The sequence below is a fragment of the Neobacillus sp. OS1-2 genome (assembly GCF_030915505.1).
In the GTDB taxonomy this organism is placed as follows: Bacteria; Bacillota; Bacilli; order Bacillales; family Cytobacillaceae; genus Neobacillus.
The window spans coordinates 4402270-4421481 of the sequence record NZ_CP133265.1; the positions used below are offsets into that span (position 1 = coordinate 4402270).

Below are 19212 nucleotides of genomic sequence, written 5' to 3' on the forward strand. Positions count from 1 at the left end.
GGGAATCTTATCATTTAAAAAGAGTGTCCCCGTGAGACACTCTTTAAGCTTGTTTAAAAATCGCCCATAAAAATGATAACATTACGTCATATGGACGGTTTTGATATGCTGCAGGTTTATAAAAATGGGTTCTTCTTTTGCACCGATTAATTCCACAAAATTATTCTTGATTCCTTGGATTTTACCGATCACATTCTCATTTTCGCCGATATTAAAGACAATCAATTCTCCCATTAACTTTTCAATTTGGACTTCATAGGAACGGGCAAATGTAATATTGCTTGGGTTCACTGGAAGGTTTGCGTTACTTAAACCGTAAGGGCGCTGATTATTTGTATAAGGAATTAACCATTTTAAATGATTAAGGGAAATAAACATTGTTTTGTAAATAGGGGAGTAAAAGACAAAGTAGTTATTCATGATGCTAATAATATATCCATGCAGTGCTTGGTTACTAGTTACATAGATCTCTGTAAAAATCCCTTTTGCTGACGTTAGGGTTTTCCTTAATGATGTTTCTTCATTATGATTATAAATCGGCGTTGGTTCATCATTAAAACTTATCTCGGCGATTTCATCCTTTTTCAAGTATTGCCAGTTTTGGCAATGAATCGTTGGTATATAGAGATAATCAGTTCCATTAAAGACTACCCATATATCACTGCCTATATCGACTAACAACCCACTAATGAACTTCTTACCGGATATTTCAATCTTAATGTACTTACCGATATTTTCTTTTAGCTTCATTTACTCACATCCTTTCCTTGGTTTTTCCATTTACAAATAGAGGAGGGCTTATGAGGTTATTTCAATTAAGTTATCAAAGAGATAAAGCCTGCCCAGCTCTTATTTGTAAGGGAATGGGGGATGCTGCCAATAGAATTAAATAGATTCAAGAATATCTTCTGCATTCCAAATCGCAATACTATGGTTAAAATCTAAAGGTTCTTTTGTTTTTGCTAGGCCATCCAGCAAATGGGAAAGCTCTCTCTTGATCGCGTGAAACCGGTTCACCAGCAAATCGAAATGCCTTTTTCTCTTGATCTTTTTGTTTCCATACATTTTTCGTATCATTTACAAACTTTTCACTTGTTGTATTTTCTGTTTTCTTTGGTGAAGAATTATGGGAAAGAATTGGTTTTGAAGCAGTTGTTGACTCATGAGATTTTGCTGGTTTATCGTCCTTTTTTGGTGGTGGTAAGATAGCTGCAGGCTTTGTTTCCATTTTAATGGTCGCTTCTTTTACTGGTTTTATTTCTTTTACAGGTTCAATTGGTTTTGGCTTACTTGTACTTGGTTCCTCGTTCTTGTTTTCTTTTTGCTTCATTTCATTATTTGGCTTTTTCATTTCATTGGTCGTCTTTTTCAAGTCAATTTTACCTTTGTTTGCTGTAGTTTCACTTGTAGACTGTTGTTTTTTATGGGTAGTAATTGGGGGGGTATCCAGCGGTTGGATGACTGGTGCTTCTATTTTGATTGGGTGTGACCAAACCATCGTATTATTTGGTTCATTAATTTCAACTGCTGCAGCTACCTCGAGCGGCTTTTCAATCATTTCAGGCTTTTCACGTTTTGTGTGGGCTTTACCTTTCTTTTCCGAGGTTACACTTGTTGCTTTGATAGGTTGCTTAGATTTGTTGTCAGATTTATTTTCCGTTTTATTTTCGATTGCATGGCAAGATGTGCTTTCTTCTTCTTTTGCTTCGTCTTCATTATTTTTAGCCTCGTTTTTGTTTTCCTCCTTTCCTTCTGTGGTTTCCGATTTTGTTGTTTCTTCTTTAATAAATCCTTTTAAGATATTTGATACATGCGTTAATTTAATTAAAATACGCTCTTCGCCATTAATTAAAGTGGCGAAATCAGTGTCAATCTCACTTAATACACCTGAAAATTGCTGTTTATTTATACTTAAGATGGTTACCCAAGTATGTTGAAAGGAGTGTAAAAGTTCCGTTAAGCTTTGTGTTTTTTGAAATTCTACTTTTGAAATATCCGGTTGGAACTGCTTTGTATTTTTGGTGATGGCTTGAATTTTATCAATGTTATAATAAAAAATGTATTTATTTTCTGTTTCCAAGACAACATGGTCTGCTTCGACCCCAATCAGTTTTCCTTTATATATGTCTTCACTTACATAAAGATTTACATTAAATCCTTTTAATAAATCCAATGCAGTTGAAAATTTATCTAACCCCATGTTTCATCCTCCTTAAGAGATAATGGGTCGCTCCTCTGTTTGGAGAAGCGACGTTATGGTTACTCTTATTCTTCGTTTTCATCATTTTTTTGGTTATTATCGTTGGCCTCATCTTCATTGGAATTTCCAGAGTCATCATTCTTTGGCTTTTCAACCATTAAGCCGTAGCTAATGTTCCGTATATGCTTCATAGAGAATCGTACCACTTCGTCTTTTACAATCAGTGAAGCATAGTGCTTATTCGCATCACTGAGTACGCCTTCTAACGACTCTGATCCGCCGCGGTTAATTTTTACCCATTGAAATCTGATGCTTTCAAGCAGTTTATGAAAGTTATCAGCCGTCTTATAGTCTAATTTTTCCGGAACCTTTAAACCAAAGTTCAAAATGTCTTTTGAGCTTTCTGTTACACTTCTGATATGGTTCGTTTTGTAGTAAACCACACCATCAGTTTCTGTTAATAGGACAAAATAGTCCTCATAAACAGCGAGTAATTTTCCGATTCTAGATTCTGGACCTCCTCGGTCAACCCTAATTGTTTTACCCACATGTTGGTTCATCATTTCTCTATCCATAAAAGAATTTTCCTCCTTTAATTAAATAAACATTTACACTGCATCTATATGTATCACGGGATGATGTTGTACTAATAAAGTAGCCTTTTTTTCATAGATAAGGTGAAAAATAGGCAAAAAAAAGTATATGATATTTAACCATATACTTTTTCCTTCATGAGAGCTTAATTAATTCTTGCTTCAGAAAGGTTCTCCTTTTTTGAATAAAATTCAAGATAAATTCCTTTTCGCGATCAAGGCTTTCCGCATTTGTTTTTATATAGGGGTCCAGATGAAGGTAGGGCTTTAGAGTTGCAAAAAGATCATCGATATGTTCTGATTGTGTCTCAACAGTAAATTCTTTATCCAATGCGGCTGAAAGAATATTACGATATTTCTCCATAAAATCGGGGAAATGGAGCAATCTTCCAGTCAAGGTGTTATAGCCTGTTATAGGTATATAGTCATAATCGAGTTTTTTTCCATGCAAGTCTCTACCCCAGGTTCCATCATAATCCCATGGTGAAATTTCATACCTTCCCGTTTTACTATTTTGATATAGTGCGTAATTATGAATAAAACCGTCAAAATTTTGGGTACAAACCACACCTGCCAGCCATGTCAAATACTGTTGAACATCGAGCACGTGTGAAATTTGTTGTGCAAATTGTTCGTTGTTTAGCGTGTTTGTTATGGCAATCAAGTTTTCCAGATTGGTAAAATCCTTTTTATCCCCATATTTAATGGTGTATCCTTCCATCAGCTTTGTTTTTAATTCCTTTTCAGGGTTCAATAAGGAGAAATTAGCGTGATAATTCGTGGCGTAGATAATGGGGCCCAAGGGCACGTTTCTTTTTTGTAAAAGGTATTGATCGAATGATTCGAGCTCTAAATAAATCCCTTTACAGTAGCCATTTATATATAGTAGGACATGAGTAGAGTTTGGGGAGATGACACCTATTCTGTCAAAGAAATCTAGGGAGAGCTTATTCCGGCTAAGCGAACGATCATTGAATTCAGCATTCAGATGAATTTCATGTGCTCCATTTACAATATAGGGTTTTTCAAAAATGATATGATACGATTTTTTTTTCTTCTTTCTAATCACATTTCCTCGATAGACCAGGCCAATTGAATAGTGGTTAGTGCCAATCTTAAGTACTGCAGGGACATGCTCATTCGTCCAAATATCCTTGTCCAGTTGGTTTAATAGCTTCGGATTGATAAGAATCTCATATTTTTGCACAGTAAATACCCCTAAACATACATATTTTTTAGAATAGTATGCTTTATACATAGGAAAGGTGCCGTATATGGGCATGAGGCTAATTATAAAAAAATAAATGTTTGTCTATAACCAATTTCACTTCTCCTCCATAAATTAACAATGAGCATAAAACTTTGGGAAAGTGGTGGAAAAGGAAAATGAGTATGGTTATGGAAGAACTGCTTTTACAAGCACAGGAAAACGGGGTAATAGAATTTTTAGTCAATAATCCCGTTGAATTCAAACTAGGAAAGAAAGGCAAAAAGGGCAGTAAAGGGTCCAAAGGTAGCAAAGGATCGAAAGGCAGCAAAGGATCGAAAGGCGGTAGTAAAGGTTCGAAAGGTAGCAAGGGCAGCCGTGGGTCAAAGGGTTCGGAAGGGTCCAAAGGTAGCAAGGGTTCAAAGGGTTCAAAGGGTTCGAAAGGTTCTAAGGGCAGTCATGGATCATCTGGCAGTAAAGGCTCTTGCGGTAGTCAAGGATCAAAAGGTTCTAAGGGTTCTAAGGGTTCTAAGGGAAGTAAAGGCAGCAGCGGATCAAAGGGCAGCAAAGGGTCAAAAGGACCTCACCATGGCCCGCTAGCAAAAAAGAAAAAACATGGTCCTAAGGGATCACATGGTTCTAAAGGAAGTAAAGGAAGTAAAGGAAGTAAAGGATCAAAAGGTTCTAAGGGCTCAAAGGGCTCGAAGGGTTCTAAGGGCTCGAAAGGTTCGAAAGGCTCAAAGGGTTCGAAAGGCTCGAAGGGCAGCAAGGGAAGTCACGGTTCAAAGGGTGACAAATAATTAAACTAAGCACCAAGGCCGAAAAATAGTAACGTACAAAAAATATGAATGCCGATACCTAACCAGTATCGGCTTTACTATTTTGCAGAAAAAAATCATTGTCGTAGCAAGAAAAGGGGGAAAACCAGTACATACACCCACTAATGGTACTCGCTGACATTTGCCTATATCCATTTTCATAGGCAGAAATCCATTGAGAAATTTCTAGATTAATGTTGAATTTGTTGCCTTACGAGATATTCGTTTAGAACAAGCCTTGATTTTGGACGTACTATATTGCAAAGGACAAGAGGTGAGAAAGCGAAAAATAAAAAGAAGGAAACTAAATGAAGGGAGAAAATTCATTTTTATGTATCATCAATCGACGGTGATCATCACCATTTTTGCTTTTGCCGTAACGATGGCACTGATCTTTATCCGTCCAAAAAACATGAATGAGGCCATACCAGCCACGGCCGGAGCCATTCTCGTTTTTCTAAGCGGGAGTGTTTCAATGGGGGATTTATTAGATATAAGTTCAAAGGTTACAGGGGCCGCAATTACCATTATTGCCACAATCGTCATGGCAATCGTACTTGAAAGCTTTGGATTTTTCAGCTGGACCGCTGCTCTAATGTTAAAATTGTCAAAAGGGTCAGGTTATCGCTTATTCTGGAATACTCTGCTACTTTGTTTTTTAATGACGTTATTTTTTAATAATGATGGCAGTATATTAATCACCACACCTATTCTCATCTTAATACTGAATAATCTTAAGCTAAAAAACCGGCAGAAAATACCTTTTCTTTTGAGCGGTGCTTTAATCGCTACTGCATCAAGTGCACCTATTGGGGTTAGTAACATTGTAAATCTTATCGCCTTAAAAATTATTGGAATGGATCTTTATATGCAAACAGAAATGATGTTTGTGCCAGGGGTACTTGGGTTGCTATTCCTTTCGTATTTGTTATACCTCGTTTTTAAAAAGGACATTCCAAAAGAGATTGGTTTCCATTCCTACTCGATTCCACTGCAAAAAAACCGTCCATTCCATCCATTACAGAAAAACTCCGAAAACCTATTTCATCAACAAAAGAAACTAATGATTAACATGCTAATCTTTGTTTTCCTAGTAAGAATCAGCTTATTTGTTGCCTCCTTCATTGGAATATCGGTTTCACTTGTAGCCGTATGCGGCTCCATTATTCTTTTGATTTGGAGATGGATCTACCTAAAGGTCAATCCAAAAGACGTAGTCGGAAAAATCCCTTGGCATATTTTGATCTTTGCCTTCAGCATGTATGTAATCATTTTCGGTTTACACAATATTGGTCTAACGTCTATTTTAGTGGATAATCTGAAATCTTTGGTTCATGACAGCTTATTGCATGCCAGCTTAACCATGGGGATTATTACCGCCTTTTTGTCAAACATCTTTAATAATCATCCCGCCTTAATGATCTCAACCCTGGCCTTAACCGATATGGGACTAGACCCACTCATTATGAAAACCGTTTATTTAGCGAATATCATTGGCAGTGATATCGGTTCGCTTATCCTTCCAATTGGAACGCTGGCAACACTAATCTGGATGCATATTCTGAAGAAAAATAAAATAAAAATAACCTGGGTGGAATACATGAAAGTTACCCTTCTGGTCATTCCGCCAACATTGATCTTTACCTTAATCAGCTTGTACCTATGGCTATTACTTGTTTTTGTACCATGAGGATCATATCCCCTCCTGGTACACACATACACCAGAAATGAATACGATGATAAAAGGAGATTGTGAGTCGACAAGGATGTGAATCGGATGTGGTTAATTCAACAATACACCAACAAGAATTGTCTCAACGACTTTTAGGAATCTATCATCTAATTAGTGAGGAATGTGAGCAAATTCAACAAAACTTTCCTTTAGATAATGGGAAGGAAAACCGCGATAATTTACTTGCTTACTTGGCCCTCCGTGAAAAAAAAATACCTGTTTTCCAACATGAATTAGTGGATCGGGGGCTGGCAACCTTAGAACACTCCCATAAACATGTAATATTCACTTTAGAAAAGTTATTGAAAAATTTGAATGTAACGATTGCCTCCCCGTCCACACTCAATGTACCTACACCATCAGAAGCAATGACGATGTTAAATAAACGCGCGGAGGCTCTTTTTGGAAAGAAAGGCCCGTATCATCAAGCCGCAATCATGGTAACATTGGATGCAAAAATGATCAACAATCAGGTCCTTCTCGAAGAATTATTGTTAAATGGCATGACGATTGCCAGAATCAATTGTGCCCATGATGATCAGGAGATTTGGAAACAATTAATCGATTGTGTGCGCGAGGCGGAAAAGAAACTAAAAACCGAAGGAAGGTACAATGACAAAGCATGTAAACTATATATGGACCTATCAGGTCCAAAAGTGCGAGTGGGGAGACTGCAGCCAGATGTGAATATTGCCGTCAGGAAGGGCGACATCTTACGTTTATACCTACAGTCAGACATCCTAGGTCATCCGGCAACGAGCGAAGGACCTGCAGGGGTACCTGTGACGCTCGAAAAGGCCTTCCGAAATGTTCGGATCAATGATCAAATTTTTATCGATGATGGAAGAATTTACGGAATGGTTCAAGCTGTGACAAAGGAATATATCCAAATTGTCATTCTCTCGCCCATTGAAAAAAAGCATAGGATCAAAGAAGGAAAGGGAATAAACTTGCCCGATTCCCTTCTTAGTTTAAATGTTCCAGCTTTAACGGAGAAAGATATACTAGATCTAACTTTTATTACAAAAAATGCTGACATAGTGGGGATTTCATTCGTCCATACCCCACTTGATTTGATAAAACTTCGCGAACATTTGGAAATATACAATGCAGCCGGCATGGCGGTAGTGGCTAAAATTGAAACAAAGGATGCTTTACATCAACTTGCAAGAATTATTCTCGAGGGGCTGAATTTCAACTCTTTTGGGATTATGATCGCAAGGGGAGATTTAGCAGTAGAAGTTGGTCCCGGGAATCTATCATTTGTCCAAGAAGAGATTTTGACCATTTGTTCCGCCGCCTATATCCCCGTTATATGGGCAACTGGCGTTTTAGAGAAGCTAACTAAAAAAGGGATTCCTGCCCGTTCGGAGATCACAGATGCCTCCCAAGGAAAACGTGCAGATTGTGTCATGTTAAATAAGGGTCCCTACATTGTTCACTCCTTAAAAATGCTGAACAAACTGTTAAAAAAAGAAGAACTCGAGCCCCACAGGCATGAAAATTTGACGGTTCAATATGGTATCTTGGATAGGAAATAATGAACGGCCGCCTTGAAATCCTCACCTTTACTTGGATTTTTGCATCAGTTTTAGGTACAATCTAAGATATGGATATTCACTTATTGCCAAATTAATTAGATTGGGGAAACAACAATGATTGCAAAAACAGAAGAGGATTTTAACGGTTTAAAGGAAATTGGAAGAATTTGCGCATCGATACGCGATGAACTGGTTCAAAAAACAAAACCCGGTATCACAACGAAGGAACTGGATGATTTAGCTGGAGAGCTGTTTGAAAAAGCAGGTGCCGTTTCGGCGCCAAAAGGGGAATACGATTTCCCTGGGTATTCGTGCATTAGTATAAATGAAGAAGTGGCTCACGGCATACCCGGGGACCGTATCATTCAGGAAGGGGATCTCGTTAATATCGATGTTTCCGGCTCCAAAAATGGTTATTTCGCCGACACAGGTATATCCATTGTAGTAGGTAAGGGGGACGAGATCTTAACGAAAATTTGCGAAGTTGCAAAAGAAGCTTTTGAAGCAGGGCTAAAAAAGGCAAACCCCGGTTCAAGAATCAGCGGCATGGGTAAAGTAGTCCATCAAACCGCGAAAAAGCATGGATTAACTGTTATTATGAACCTGACAGGACATGGGATCGGACGGACGATCCATGAAGCACCTTCGTATATCTATAATTATAACGAAACCTCTGACAACGGATTGTTAAAGGAAGGGATGGTCATCGCCTTCGAACCGTTTATCTCAACCGATGAAGAGGAAGTATTCCAGCCTGAAGGTGATGAATGGACCTTTGTTACCGAAAAGAGCTTTGTCGCACAATATGAACACACTCTGATTGTCACTAAAAATGGCCCCATCATTTTAACAAAATAGTCTTTTCTTTGTGGAAATAAGAAATTGGCGAAGGAGTTCGCCATAATCGACTTAGTGATAATGACTCCTACCAGTGGTAGGAGTCTGTTTTTTATTGAAGCGGGAGGGGTGCTTTGTAATATGAATATTTTCGCAGTGGGAATCGGTGGTTTTTTTGGTGCTATAGTACGTTTCTTGATTGGTCATGTTATTCCTCCGCAGAATGGTTTTCCTTTAGGAACCTTGTTCATTAACCTTATTGGCTGTTTTTTTCTTGCCTGGTTTTTCACGAAAACGGCAAAAAGATGGAGGCTGAATCCCAACCTTAAATTAGCGATAGGAACAGGGTTTACCGGGGCTTTTACCACATTTTCAACTTTTTCAGTAGAGACTATGAATTTGCTTCAAACCCATCGGTTTTTTATTGCCTTATTCTATGTTTTGGTTAGCGTACTCGGAGGAATTGTCCTAGCCCTAATAGGTGCAAAAGTAGCTTCCCAAACGAATGGAGGAGTAGAATGATGGTGTTTGTCGGGATTGGGGGAATATTTGGTGCCATTTCACGGTTTTTCCTTGGTTCATGGATTACAAAAAAAACTTCTAGTACATTCCCAATTGGAACATGGTTCATCAATATTTTAGGTTCATTTTTCCTTGGTCTTCTAGCCATATTCCATATAGAAAAGAGTATTCCAGAATGGGCATGGTTATTAGTTGGGACCGGGTTTCTAGGGGCATTTACCACCTTTTCCACCTTTGGGTATGAAACGATCCAATTGTTACAACAAAAGGAAACGAAAAAAGCCCTCCTGTACGTAACCACCTCCATTGTAGTAGGGGTTTTATTTGCTTGGATTGGCGGGTTTATTGGCAATATGTAATTGTGAAGAAAATGTGAAAGTCGCATTAATAGACTTTCACATTATTTTTTATGGTGTATAATACCCTTATAGGTATTAAACCCCATGGGGTATATGTTGATTGCATCAAATAAAAATTAGGGGGAACTAAATATGACCAAGAAAATAGTCATTATAGGTGGAGTTGCAGGCGGCGCAACCGCTGCGGCCAGATTAAGAAGAATTAGCGAAGATGTAGAAATTATTTTAGTCGAACGCGGTGAACATATTTCATTCGCTAATTGTGGGCTGCCCTATTATATTGGGGAAACCATTAAAGATAGAAGTAAATTATTGGTGCAAACGGTAAAAGGAATGTCAGAACGCTTTCATTTAGATATCCGTCATTTAAGTGAAGCAGTAAGCATTGATGCCAAAAACAAACAAATTACCATCAAGAATTTACAAAGCGGCGAAGTATATGAAGAATCGTATGATACGTTATTATTATCGCCAGGAGCAAGACCTATTGTACCGCCGATCCCAGGTTTGACTGAAAATGAATCCCTATTTACTTTAAGAAATATCCCGGACACCGATAAAATCAAAAGCCACGTTGATACCAAAAATCCGAAAAAGGCTGTTATTATTGGTGGGGGATTTATCGGCATTGAGATGGCAGAAAACCTGGTTGATCGAGGAATGGACGTTACCATTATCGAAATGGCTAATCAGATTATGGCACCAATTGATTTTGAAATGGCAAGTATTTTACACACCCATTTAAAAGAAAAGGGTGTACAGTTAATTCTTGAAAATGGTGTGCAAGCATTTGCCGACAAAGGAAGAAAAGTGATCCTTTCAGATGGAGCCGAAATCGAAACAGATATGACGATTTTATCCATCGGTGTTAGACCGGAAAATGAATTAGCCAAAACAGCAGGACTTAAGTTGGGGGATCGTGGCGGAATTGTGGTTAATGAGTACCTGCAAACGTCCAATGAAGACATTTATGCTGTGGGGGATGCAGTGGAAGTTATTGATTACATTAGTGGGACAAAGACAATGATTCCACTTGCTGGACCTGCAAATCGTCAAGGACGTATGGCCGCCAATAACATGATGGGTAAAATGGAGAAATATCAAGGCACTTTGGGTACTTCCATTGCCAAGGTATTTGATTTAGCGGTCGCTGCCACAGGAAATAACGAGAAAACATTAAAGTGTCTTGGTATATCGTATGAAGTCGTGCATATTCATCCAAGTTCACACGCAGGGTATTATCCCGGTGCAGCACCACTAGCTTTAAAATTAATTTTTAATAAGGAAACAGGACAGATTTACGGTGCACAAGCGGTAGGAGCAGACGGTGCCGATAAGCGTATTGACGTGATTGCTACTGCCATTAAAGGAGGACTTTCTGTGGAGGATTTAACTCATTTAGAATTGTCTTACGCACCACCCTATTCATCGGCAAAAGATCCTGTCAATATGGCAGGTTATGTGGCTACAAATATTATCGAAGGGGATCTGGAACAAATTCAATGGCATGAAGTAGACAAAATAGTTGCAGACGGAGGCCTCCTAATAGATGTTCGCGAACCAACGGAACGTGAGTTTGGATTCATTGAAGGCTCAATAAATATCTCGCTAAATGACATTAGAACGACATTAGCTGAGATTCCTAAAGATCAGACCGTTTATGTGAGCTGTCAAGTAGGCTTAAGAGGCTATTTAGCCAGCCGTATTCTAAAAAACAACGGATATAACGTCAAGAACGTTGATGGCGGTTGGAAAACGTACTCCTCTGTATTTGGGAGTAATAGGGAGAAAAATGGTGAAACTAAAACCAACTGCCTCGGCGAAACTGTCCAAAAGATTAGTCTTTCATAAAGCTAGTGATGGACTAATCTCTTAATGGAACTATAGCCGATGATGGACTAAATCTCTTATTGGAACCAAAGGACTAGTCCTTCATATAGCCGGTGAAGAAGCTATTAAACCAATCTTATATAACTCTTAAAATAAATGATGGAAAACATTAAATTATCATATTGACACCCATACCCATGTGGGTATATTATATAACTTGTCAATCTAATTCCTTTCTTATTAACATTGAATTAAGAGAAATGAAAGTGAAAGGGGGTTATAACATGGACTATAACGACCAAATGAAAAATAGAGTAAAACGAATTGAAGGTCAATTAAGAGGAATATTAAAAATGATGGAAGAAAATAAGGACTGCAAAGAAGTAATTACCCAGATGTCTGCAGCGAGAACGGCCATTGATCGAACCATAGGGGTTGTCGTAAGCTCTAATTTAGTGGAGTGTGTTCAAAAAGCGAATGAACAAGGTGAAAAAAGCATGGAAGAACTGGTAAAAGAAGCCGTTAATCTTCTCGTGAAAAGCCGGTAAAAAAGGGTTGACACCCTCTTTTATTTTTAATACCATTATACCCATAGGGGTAATGGTAAAATGAAATTGGAGGTATGAAAATATGAATATAGCAAAAGTATTAGATACAAAAGGTTTAGCTTGTCCAATGCCAATTGTTAAGACAAAAAAAGCAATGAATGAACTTGAATCTGGTCAGGTATTAGAGATTCATGCAACGGACAAAGGGGCAAAAAATGATATGGCAGCATGGGCAAAATCAGGCGGCCATGAGTTAATAAAACACGAAGAAGAAAATGAAGTGTTAAAATTTTGGATTAAAAAGGGATAATTTTTTACCTACAATCATACCTATACAGGTATACGTACTGAAAATTTATGAGGAGGCAACAACATGACAGAAAAGAAAAAGACAACAATTGTATTATTTAGTGGGGATTACGATAAAGCGATGGCAGCATATATCATAGCAAATGGGGCCGCTGCTTATGATCATGAAGTAACCATTTTCCATACATTTTGGGGATTAAATGCACTTCGTAAAGAAGAGAATATACCTGTCAAAAAAGGATTCATGGAAAAGATGTTTGGAAAAATGATGCCTAGAGGCGCGGATAAAATGGGACTTTCCAAAATGAACTTTGCCGGATTCGGTCCCAAAATGATTAAAAATATTATGAATAAGCATAATGCGATGCCCTTGCCGCAATTAATTGAAATGGCTCAAGAACAGGATGTAAAGTTAGTCGCATGTACGATGACAATGGATTTATTAGGGCTGCAACAAGAAGAACTTTTGGATCATATTGAGTATGCTGGAGTGGCGGCCTATTTAGCGGATGCACAGGACGGGAATGTGAACCTATTTATTTAGGTCATAAAAAGGAGGAAAAAACGATGAGAAAAATGACAGCAAAAGAAGTGGAGAAATTATTAAATGAGGGGAAAAAATTAAATATCATTGATGTTCGTGAAGTGGAAGAAGTCAGGGCTGGCAAAATTCCTGGTGCCATAAATATGCCTTTAGGTTTAGTAGAGTTTCGCATGCATGAATTAGATAAATCAAAAGAGTATGTCATGGTTTGCCGTTCTGGCGGAAGAAGCGGTCGTGCGGCACAATTTCTTGAAAGCTATGGATTTAAGGTAATCAATATGGATGGTGGAATGCTCGACTGGGAAGGTAAAGTAGAATAAATTTAAATTTTTTTAAATTAAATAATACCCGTCTAGGTATAAAATCAGGAGGTCTATGATGAACAACTTAAAAGTAAACGAAGTTTTAGATGCAAAAGGATTAGCTTGCCCCATGCCGATTGTGAAAACAAAAAAAGCGATGAATGCACTTGAGGCTGGGCAGGTGTTAGAAGTTGTAGCGACAGATAAAGGATCCAAAGCCGATATGAAAGCATGGGCTGAAAGTACAGGGCATCAATTTTTAGGGACAATTGAAGAAGGGGAAATATTAAGGCATTATCTTAGAAAGTCTTCTCAGGATGAAACCAATGAAAAAAAGTACCCTCATGTCACCAATAATGAAGTTCTTGAAAGTAAACTTGAAGCTAGTGAAAATATCGTCATTCTGGATGTCAGAGAAGCGGCAGAATATGCCTTTAACCATATACCTAACGCAATCTCTATCCCTTTAGGCGAATTGGATGAGCGTTTATCTGAATTAAAGAAAGAAGATGAAATTTTTGTTGTCTGTCGTACGGGTAATCGCAGTGATCTTGCAGCGCAAAAATTAGCGGAGAATGGATTTACAAATGTACACAATGTTTTACCTGGCATGAGTCAATGGACTGGTAAAACAACAGGAATTTAACGTTCTTTTTTTAAAACAAAAAATACCATAGGGGGTAATTAAAAAAATGACTATTCACGAAATGACTTCAATAGAGGTAACGAAAAAAATTTTTAATAAAGAAGAATTGTTTATTCTAGATGTCCGTAATGAAAATGATTTTCAAGATTGGAAAATCGATGGCGAAAACTTTGATTATTTAAATGTTCCTTATTTTGATTTATTAGATGGTGTGGAAGAAATCATCGGTAAAATCCCTGCTGATAAAGAGGTGGTAGTGGTTTGTGCGAAAGAAGGTTCATCTATTATGGTGGCAGAAATGCTTTCTGAAGGGGGTTTATCCGTTTCTTACCTAAAGGGTGGAATGAAAGCATGGAGCGAACATTTAGAACCGGTTAAGGTTGGCGAACTTCAGGGTGGGGGCGAGATTTATCAATTTGTCCGAATTGGTAAAGGTTGTTTATCTTACATGGTTGTTTCCAATGGAGAAGCAGCGTTATTCGATGCAACTCGAATGACGGACATCTATCTTGATTTTGCCGAAAGACTTGATGCCAAAATCACTCATGTCTTTGATACACACCTTCATGCGGATCATATTTCCGGAGGACGGACGATTGCTGGTAAAACAGGTGCCACATACTGGCTGCCTCCTAAGGATGCAACCGAAGTAACCTTTGACTATCAGCCATTAGAAGATGGTAATGAGGTAACAATCGGCAATACGACAATCAATATTGACGCTATATATTCTCCGGGGCATACGATTGGATCTACTTCATTTGTCGTCGATAAAAAGTACCTACTTTCAGGCGATATTTTATTCATTGACTCAATTGGCAGACCAGACCTTGCAGGGATGGCCGAAGATTGGGTGGGAGATTTAAGAGAGACTCTTTATAGCCGTTACAAAGAATTATCAGAAGAACTTATTGTCCTTCCGGCTCATTTTATGATCATTGATGAATTAAATGATGATGGCAGCGTGTCAGAAAAATTAGGGATATTATTTGCTAAGAATCATGGTCTTAATATTGAAGATGAAAAGGAATTTAGAAAGTTGGTAACTGAAAACCTTCCACCGCAGCCAAACGCCTATCAAGAAATTCGAAAAACAAATATGGGGAAAATCAATCCAGATATCGACAAACAACGCGAAATGGAAATTGGACCAAACCGTTGTGCCGTTAGGTAAATAATAGGAGGAGGGTATACAACGATGCAATATTTAAACTATGTTATCATTGCACTATTTCTTTTCTTCATCATCAAACGGTTCCTGCCAACAAAAGGTGTTACCAATATTTCAACAACAAATTTAAAAACATTATTAAATGATAAGAATAAGCAATTTGTTGATGTCCGCACACCCGGAGAGTTTAAAGGAAACCATATAAGGGGGTTTAAAAATATTCCCCTACAGCAACTTTCCATGAAAGCAGACAAGGAACTGTTAAAAGATAAGGAAGTGGTTGTAATTTGTCAAAGTGGTATGAGAAGCCAAAAGGCAAGTAAGATGTTGAAAAATTTAGGGTTTACCAACGTAACGAATGTCAGGGGTGGAATGAGTGCCTGGAACGAATGAACACTATCTGAAAAAGGGGGATGACAAAAATGGATAGTAGCATTATCATCACAATCTTCCTAATTGGATTTGTAGGCTCCTTCATTTCGGGAATGTTAGGAATAGGCGGGGCGATTATCAACTTTCCAATGTTGTTGTACATTCCCGCGTTACTTGGTGTTGGCCATTTTACAGCACATGAAGTTTCCGGAATCACAGCTATCCAAGTCTTCTTTTCGACAATTGGTGGTGTTTGGGTTTACCGGAAAGGTGGATTTTTAAATAAAACACTCATTGCCTACATGGGAATTAGTATTTTGATTGGAAGTTTTATTGGAGGTTTCGGCTCCACACACATGCCGGAAACCGGAATCAATATAGTATATGGAGTTTTGGCCTTACTTGCTGTCATCATGATGTTTGTCCCAAGAAAAGGAATTGATGATATTCCGCTAGAACAAGTAAAATTCAACAAGTTCCTGGCAGCGCTTTTTGCCTTTTTGGTTGGAATAGGTGCAGGGATTGTCGGTGCGGGAGGAGCATTCCTACTGGTACCAATCATGCTTACCGCGTTAAAAATACCGACAAGAATGACGATTGCCTCGTCCTTAGCGATTACCCTTATTTCATCTATTGGAGCTGTTTCAGGTAAACTTTCAACAGGACAGGTGTCCCTCCTGCCATCGCTAATCATGGTTGCGGCTAGTTTAATTGCTTCTCCTCTCGGAGCAAATGCCGGGAAAAGAGTGAATACAAAGGTATTACAAATGATCATGGGTCTTTTAATCTTGGCTACCGCTGTGAAAACATGGATGGAAATTTTATAAGCCTTGCTGGGAACACATTGAGGAGTTTTAACCTTCGTTTATTATACCCCTTCTGGTATAATAAACGAAAAGATACTTTATTACTCTTTAAAGGGGGTACATATGCAAGTGATCCAAATTGGTTCTTTTGCCATTTTGTTAAAGTGGTTGTTACTTGGTCTATCCATATTGCTTGGGCTAATCTTAATCAAGCTATGGCTTCGGAAAACACGAGAAAGTGGGATACATAAAAAGACATTTGATTTATTAACGAACGGTCTATTTATTGGATTTTTCATTTGGAAGGGAAGTTTACTCATCCTTGAACCCACATTAGTAGTGAAAAGCCCACTCTCATTGTTGTATTTTACTGGAGGAAGGACAGGACTATTTTTAGCAATTCTTGGATCTATCATTTTCATTTTTAATCGAGCGCGAAAATTAACTATTCCCCATTTATTCATTTTACAATCAGGATTTCTATTTAGTTTTGCTGTAATATGCTGCTATCATATTTTAGCGCTCCTTTTTCTGAATGATGATAACAAAACGAGGCACATCATTTTAGGCTTGTTTGCCGTTATAATCGTATTCCTTTCATTATTTAAACAGCGTATTGGCTCACAAAAGAAAATCTTCTCTACCATCATTCTATTTTCTTTTTTTAGTATTTTCATATCATTTGATTTTACCTCGTCACCAACCGAAGCCCAAAAAACAGTTCAAGAAAATCAAGGTGTTGATCATAAAACGGTGAAAATTGGTGTGGAAGAAGGGAAAAAAGCGCCAAATTTCCAATTGCAGACCGTATCAGGGAAAGAAATGAAACTGTCAGATCTGAAAGGGAAGAAAGTCATCCTAAACCTTTGGGCTACTTGGTGTCCGCCTTGTAAAGCTGAAATGCCCCATATGCAGGAATTTTATCAGGAGCAAGAAGGAAAAAATGTTGAAATTGTTGCTGTAAATTTAACTACAGCAGAGAAAGATCCAAATGGTGTTGAAAAGTTTGTGAAAGATTATGGGTTAACCTTTCCTGTATTACTTGATAGTTCTGGACAAATTGGGGATACCTACCAAGCCTTTACAATTCCAACCAGTTATATTATTGATGCCAATGGTATTATCCATAAGAAAATAGTAGGGCCAATGGATAAAGAAATGATGAATGAGCTGATTAATAGTATAGATTAAATGTGGTGGTTGGATCCTGTTATCAAATTTGTTGGCCAAAAACCAGCTACCTAAAAAATCAAGACCGCTAACATTTTAGCGGTCTTTCTTACTGTAATCCCAATATTTTATGCTATCTGTTTTTCCTGTCGGCTCGCTTTTTATTACTTTCCCATCTTTGTCCTTGTAGACTTCGTACTCCTCGTACGTTTCTACGATATAGCCATCGACTCGTTCTGTTTTCTCCAGTTTTTCTTCCAATTCTGGAACATCACTCGATGGCTCAACCTCAACCGGTTGTGCCATGACCGGCTGATCAGCAGAATAGGCATAGTTTTTATTCCAATAGGAGTAAGGCGATTCCAGATATGCTGCAATCCCTAAGGTAACCAAAAGGCAAGATACACTTGTGACCGTTTTTATTCTCATGCAACATGGGCTCCTTTGAAAAATTCTATCTTATACCCATTTTATGCATGTCCTGCACCGCCATATGACTTAATATTTTTTAATTATTATGTGCCTTCATCCCACTAAGGTGGGGGCGGAACACAAGAAATAGTAGAAAAGCAACGATTGTAATGATAAGACCCGAAATATAAGGGAGACCCACTGCCATTGAAAACAACCAGCCACCTAATGGCGGGCCGATGATACGGCCTAAGGAATCAAAAGATGATAGAAGTCCGGTTGAACTTCCATGGCCTGCAGTAGATTTCTTTGTCAGCAGGGATGAGACGCTCGGGCGAATAACCCCATTCCCGAGCCCGAATATGGTTAAATAAATGGCTGCCGTCGTAAAATTATGGACCAGCAGAATTAAACCAAAGCCAATCGCAGACACAATCATCCCGCCTTGAATAACAGAACTTTCCCCGTACTTTTTGGTTAATCTGCCGACCAGTCCTCCTTGCACCATCGCACTGCCAAAGCCCATGATCATAAAAATATAGCCTAACTGAATCGCGTCCAACCCAGCTTTTTTAGCGGCAAAATAAGCAAATGTTGCCTCTAAACCTGAAAGAGATAATGAAATTAATAATTGGACAAAAAATAGCACGGACACAGCACCGTTAAATGCTTTCCAGATAGAAGTTTTTTCCTTTGATGTATGGCTTTTTTTCTGTTTTGATTCCTTTAACAAAATAAATACCAGAATCAAGGTGATAAAGGATGATCCACTTGCAAGATAAAACGGCGTACTTAAGCTAATTTTTGAAAAAATACCGCCAATCGCCGGACCAAACACAAAGCCTAATCCTGTTGCGGCGCCAATAATTCCCATGCCTTTGCCACGATTTTCTTCTGTTGTGATATCGGCAACATAAGCCATTGCTGTAGGCATATTAGCGGATGAAAGAATTCCCCCAAGAATTCTTGCGGCAAACAGCATCCAAAGCTCAGATGACATGGCCTGGATCAAGAAAGACAGTCCGAGACCAGCAATTCCAATCATCATCACTGGCTTACGGCCGATGCGGTCGGAAACCTGGCCCCACAACGGTGCAAAAATAAGCTGCATAAGCGAATAAACGGCCATTAACAGGCCAAGTTCTGTTGGATTAGCGCCAATTTCCTCAGCGTAAAAGGGTAAAACCGGAATGATGATCCCGAATCCCACCATTACTAAAAACATAACGACAAATAAAATCGGTAAAGCAGATTTTGTTTGCAACCGATTCTCACCTCCCTAAATGATTCGAAA

22 protein-coding genes and 1 riboswitch are annotated in these 19212 nt (G+C 38.4%); of the genes, 16 read left to right on the top strand and 6 right to left on the bottom strand.

The genetic code is table 11. From position 1 onward, the window contains the following. Window positions 1–81 precede the first annotated feature (81 nt). The 4 genes from RCG19_RS21955 to RCG19_RS21970 form a co-directional block, all read right to left on the bottom strand. On the bottom strand, window positions 82–750 hold the full coding sequence (locus tag RCG19_RS21955; RefSeq protein ID WP_166241209.1) for a DUF2642 domain-containing protein: 669 nt from the start codon (window positions 748–750) through the stop codon (window positions 82–84). A gap of 184 nt (window positions 751–934) precedes the next feature. Continuing rightward, on the bottom strand, window positions 935–2080 hold the full coding sequence (locus tag RCG19_RS21960) for a hypothetical protein (protein ID WP_308108909.1): 1146 nt from the start codon (window positions 2078–2080) through the stop codon (window positions 935–937). A gap of 185 nt (window positions 2081–2265) precedes the next feature. After that, entirely contained in the window at window positions 2266–2775 is a 510-nt protein-coding gene (locus RCG19_RS21965; RefSeq protein WP_308108910.1) for a hypothetical protein, read from the bottom strand. A 154-nt stretch (window positions 2776–2929) separates the two neighbouring features. Further along, window positions 2930–4000 (bottom strand): CotH kinase family protein, encoded by a 1071-nt coding sequence (locus RCG19_RS21970; protein WP_308108911.1) that lies wholly within the window; start codon window positions 3998–4000, stop codon window positions 2930–2932. Window positions 4001–4179: 179 nt separating this feature from the next. On the opposite strand from RCG19_RS21970, the gene RCG19_RS21975 reads away from it, so the two are divergent. The 16 genes from RCG19_RS21975 (at window position 4180) to RCG19_RS22050 (ending at window position 17528) form a co-directional block, all read left to right on the top strand. Continuing rightward, complete coding sequence (locus RCG19_RS21975) at window positions 4180–4800, top strand: hypothetical protein (protein ID WP_308108912.1); 621 nt, start codon at window positions 4180–4182, stop codon at window positions 4798–4800. Between the two features lie 349 nt (window positions 4801–5149). Continuing rightward, window positions 5150–6508: an arsenic transporter gene (locus RCG19_RS21980; protein WP_166241220.1), complete on the top strand. Its 1359-nt coding sequence runs from the start codon at window positions 5150–5152 to the stop codon at window positions 6506–6508. 89 nt (window positions 6509–6597) lie between these two features. Then, window positions 6598–8091 carry a pyruvate kinase gene (locus RCG19_RS21985; RefSeq protein ID WP_308108913.1) on the top strand — a complete coding sequence of 498 codons (1494 nt, stop codon included), beginning with the start codon at window positions 6598–6600 and terminating at the stop codon, window positions 8089–8091. A 114-nt stretch (window positions 8092–8205) separates the two neighbouring features. Further along, window positions 8206–8949 (top strand): type I methionyl aminopeptidase, encoded by a 744-nt coding sequence (map, locus tag RCG19_RS21990; RefSeq protein ID WP_308108914.1) that lies wholly within the window; start codon window positions 8206–8208, stop codon window positions 8947–8949. A gap of 17 nt (window positions 8950–8966) precedes the next feature. After that, a riboswitch (Fluoride riboswitch) is annotated at window positions 8967–9026 on the top strand. Window positions 9027–9069: 43 nt separating this feature from the next. Then, on the top strand, window positions 9070–9450 hold the full coding sequence (crcB, locus tag RCG19_RS21995; protein WP_308108915.1) for a fluoride efflux transporter CrcB: 381 nt from the start codon (window positions 9070–9072) through the stop codon (window positions 9448–9450). Then, a complete protein-coding gene (crcB, locus tag RCG19_RS22000; RefSeq protein ID WP_308108916.1) occupies window positions 9447–9809 on the top strand; it encodes a fluoride efflux transporter CrcB in 363 nt (120 codons plus the stop codon). Before crcB (RCG19_RS21995) ends, crcB (RCG19_RS22000) begins: the two co-directional genes overlap by 4 nt. Before the next feature lie 132 nt (window positions 9810–9941). Then, window positions 9942–11660 carry an FAD-dependent oxidoreductase gene (locus RCG19_RS22005; RefSeq protein ID WP_308108917.1) on the top strand — a complete coding sequence of 573 codons (1719 nt, stop codon included), beginning with the start codon at window positions 9942–9944 and terminating at the stop codon, window positions 11658–11660. A 263-nt stretch (window positions 11661–11923) separates the two neighbouring features. Beyond that, window positions 11924–12187 (top strand): metal-sensitive transcriptional regulator, encoded by a 264-nt coding sequence (locus RCG19_RS22010; RefSeq protein ID WP_166241230.1) that lies wholly within the window; start codon window positions 11924–11926, stop codon window positions 12185–12187. A gap of 82 nt (window positions 12188–12269) precedes the next feature. Continuing rightward, window positions 12270–12497, top strand: coding sequence for a sulfurtransferase TusA family protein (locus tag RCG19_RS22015; protein ID WP_308108918.1), 228 nt, complete (start codon window positions 12270–12272; stop codon window positions 12495–12497). A gap of 63 nt (window positions 12498–12560) precedes the next feature. Next, on the top strand, window positions 12561–13040 hold the full coding sequence (locus RCG19_RS22020) for a DsrE/DsrF/DrsH-like family protein (protein WP_308108919.1): 480 nt from the start codon (window positions 12561–12563) through the stop codon (window positions 13038–13040). A 23-nt stretch (window positions 13041–13063) separates the two neighbouring features. Further along, window positions 13064–13360 carry a rhodanese-like domain-containing protein gene (locus tag RCG19_RS22025; protein WP_308108920.1) on the top strand — a complete coding sequence of 99 codons (297 nt, stop codon included), beginning with the start codon at window positions 13064–13066 and terminating at the stop codon, window positions 13358–13360. A gap of 58 nt (window positions 13361–13418) precedes the next feature. Continuing rightward, complete coding sequence (locus RCG19_RS22030; protein WP_308108921.1) at window positions 13419–13988, top strand: sulfurtransferase TusA family protein; 570 nt, start codon at window positions 13419–13421, stop codon at window positions 13986–13988. 46 nt (window positions 13989–14034) lie between these two features. After that, entirely contained in the window at window positions 14035–15162 is a 1128-nt protein-coding gene (locus RCG19_RS22035) for an MBL fold metallo-hydrolase (protein ID WP_308108922.1), read from the top strand. Window positions 15163–15186: 24 nt separating this feature from the next. Then, entirely contained in the window at window positions 15187–15552 is a 366-nt protein-coding gene (locus RCG19_RS22040; protein ID WP_308108924.1) for a rhodanese-like domain-containing protein, read from the top strand. 29 nt (window positions 15553–15581) lie between these two features. Next, the gene (locus tag RCG19_RS22045; protein ID WP_308108925.1) at window positions 15582–16358 is read left to right on the top strand and encodes a sulfite exporter TauE/SafE family protein; all 777 of its coding nucleotides are present in this window, start codon (window positions 15582–15584) and stop codon (window positions 16356–16358) included. 102 nt (window positions 16359–16460) lie between these two features. Further along, window positions 16461–17528, top strand: coding sequence for a redoxin domain-containing protein (locus RCG19_RS22050; RefSeq protein ID WP_308108927.1), 1068 nt, complete (start codon window positions 16461–16463; stop codon window positions 17526–17528). Between the two features lie 75 nt (window positions 17529–17603). On the opposite strand, the gene RCG19_RS22055 is transcribed toward RCG19_RS22050, so the two are convergent. Continuing rightward, window positions 17604–17936, bottom strand: a complete 333-nt coding sequence (locus RCG19_RS22055) for a hypothetical protein (protein ID WP_308108928.1) — start codon at window positions 17934–17936, stop codon at window positions 17604–17606. 79 nt (window positions 17937–18015) lie between these two features. Then, window positions 18016–19182, bottom strand: a complete 1167-nt coding sequence (locus RCG19_RS22060) for an MFS transporter (RefSeq protein WP_308108929.1) — start codon at window positions 19180–19182, stop codon at window positions 18016–18018. Between the last annotated feature and the right edge of the window lie 30 nt (window positions 19183–19212).

Excerpts from the sequence above, each read along its gene's own strand:
- RCG19_RS21975 (WP_308108912.1), top strand. The coding sequence starts at position 4,180 with ATGAGTATGGTTATGGAAGAACTGCTTTTACAAGCACAGGAAAACGGG.
- RCG19_RS22005 (WP_308108917.1), top strand. The coding sequence starts at position 9,942 with ATGACCAAGAAAATAGTCATTATAGGTGGAGTTGCAGGCGGCGCAACC.
- RCG19_RS22040 (WP_308108924.1), top strand. The coding sequence starts at position 15,187 with ATGCAATATTTAAACTATGTTATCATTGCACTATTTCTTTTCTTCATC.
- RCG19_RS22055 (WP_308108928.1), bottom strand. The coding sequence starts at position 17,936 with ATGAGAATAAAAACGGTCACAAGTGTATCTTGCCTTTTGGTTACCTTA.
- RCG19_RS22045 (WP_308108925.1), top strand. The coding sequence starts at position 15,582 with ATGGATAGTAGCATTATCATCACAATCTTCCTAATTGGATTTGTAGGC.
- RCG19_RS22010 (WP_166241230.1), top strand. The coding sequence starts at position 11,924 with ATGGACTATAACGACCAAATGAAAAATAGAGTAAAACGAATTGAAGGT.
- RCG19_RS21955 (WP_166241209.1), bottom strand. The coding sequence starts at position 750 with ATGAAGCTAAAAGAAAATATCGGTAAGTACATTAAGATTGAAATATCC.
- map (WP_308108914.1), top strand. The coding sequence starts at position 8,206 with ATGATTGCAAAAACAGAAGAGGATTTTAACGGTTTAAAGGAAATTGGA.
- RCG19_RS22050 (WP_308108927.1), top strand. The coding sequence starts at position 16,461 with ATGCAAGTGATCCAAATTGGTTCTTTTGCCATTTTGTTAAAGTGGTTG.
- RCG19_RS21980 (WP_166241220.1), top strand. The coding sequence starts at position 5,150 with ATGTATCATCAATCGACGGTGATCATCACCATTTTTGCTTTTGCCGTA.
- crcB (WP_308108915.1), top strand. The coding sequence starts at position 9,070 with ATGAATATTTTCGCAGTGGGAATCGGTGGTTTTTTTGGTGCTATAGTA.
- crcB (WP_308108916.1), top strand. The coding sequence starts at position 9,447 with ATGATGGTGTTTGTCGGGATTGGGGGAATATTTGGTGCCATTTCACGG.
- RCG19_RS22020 (WP_308108919.1), top strand. The coding sequence starts at position 12,561 with ATGACAGAAAAGAAAAAGACAACAATTGTATTATTTAGTGGGGATTAC.
- RCG19_RS21965 (WP_308108910.1), bottom strand. The coding sequence starts at position 2,775 with ATGGATAGAGAAATGATGAACCAACATGTGGGTAAAACAATTAGGGTT.
- RCG19_RS22025 (WP_308108920.1), top strand. The coding sequence starts at position 13,064 with ATGAGAAAAATGACAGCAAAAGAAGTGGAGAAATTATTAAATGAGGGG.
- RCG19_RS22015 (WP_308108918.1), top strand. The coding sequence starts at position 12,270 with ATGAATATAGCAAAAGTATTAGATACAAAAGGTTTAGCTTGTCCAATG.
- RCG19_RS22035 (WP_308108922.1), top strand. The coding sequence starts at position 14,035 with ATGACTATTCACGAAATGACTTCAATAGAGGTAACGAAAAAAATTTTT.
- RCG19_RS22030 (WP_308108921.1), top strand. The coding sequence starts at position 13,419 with ATGAACAACTTAAAAGTAAACGAAGTTTTAGATGCAAAAGGATTAGCT.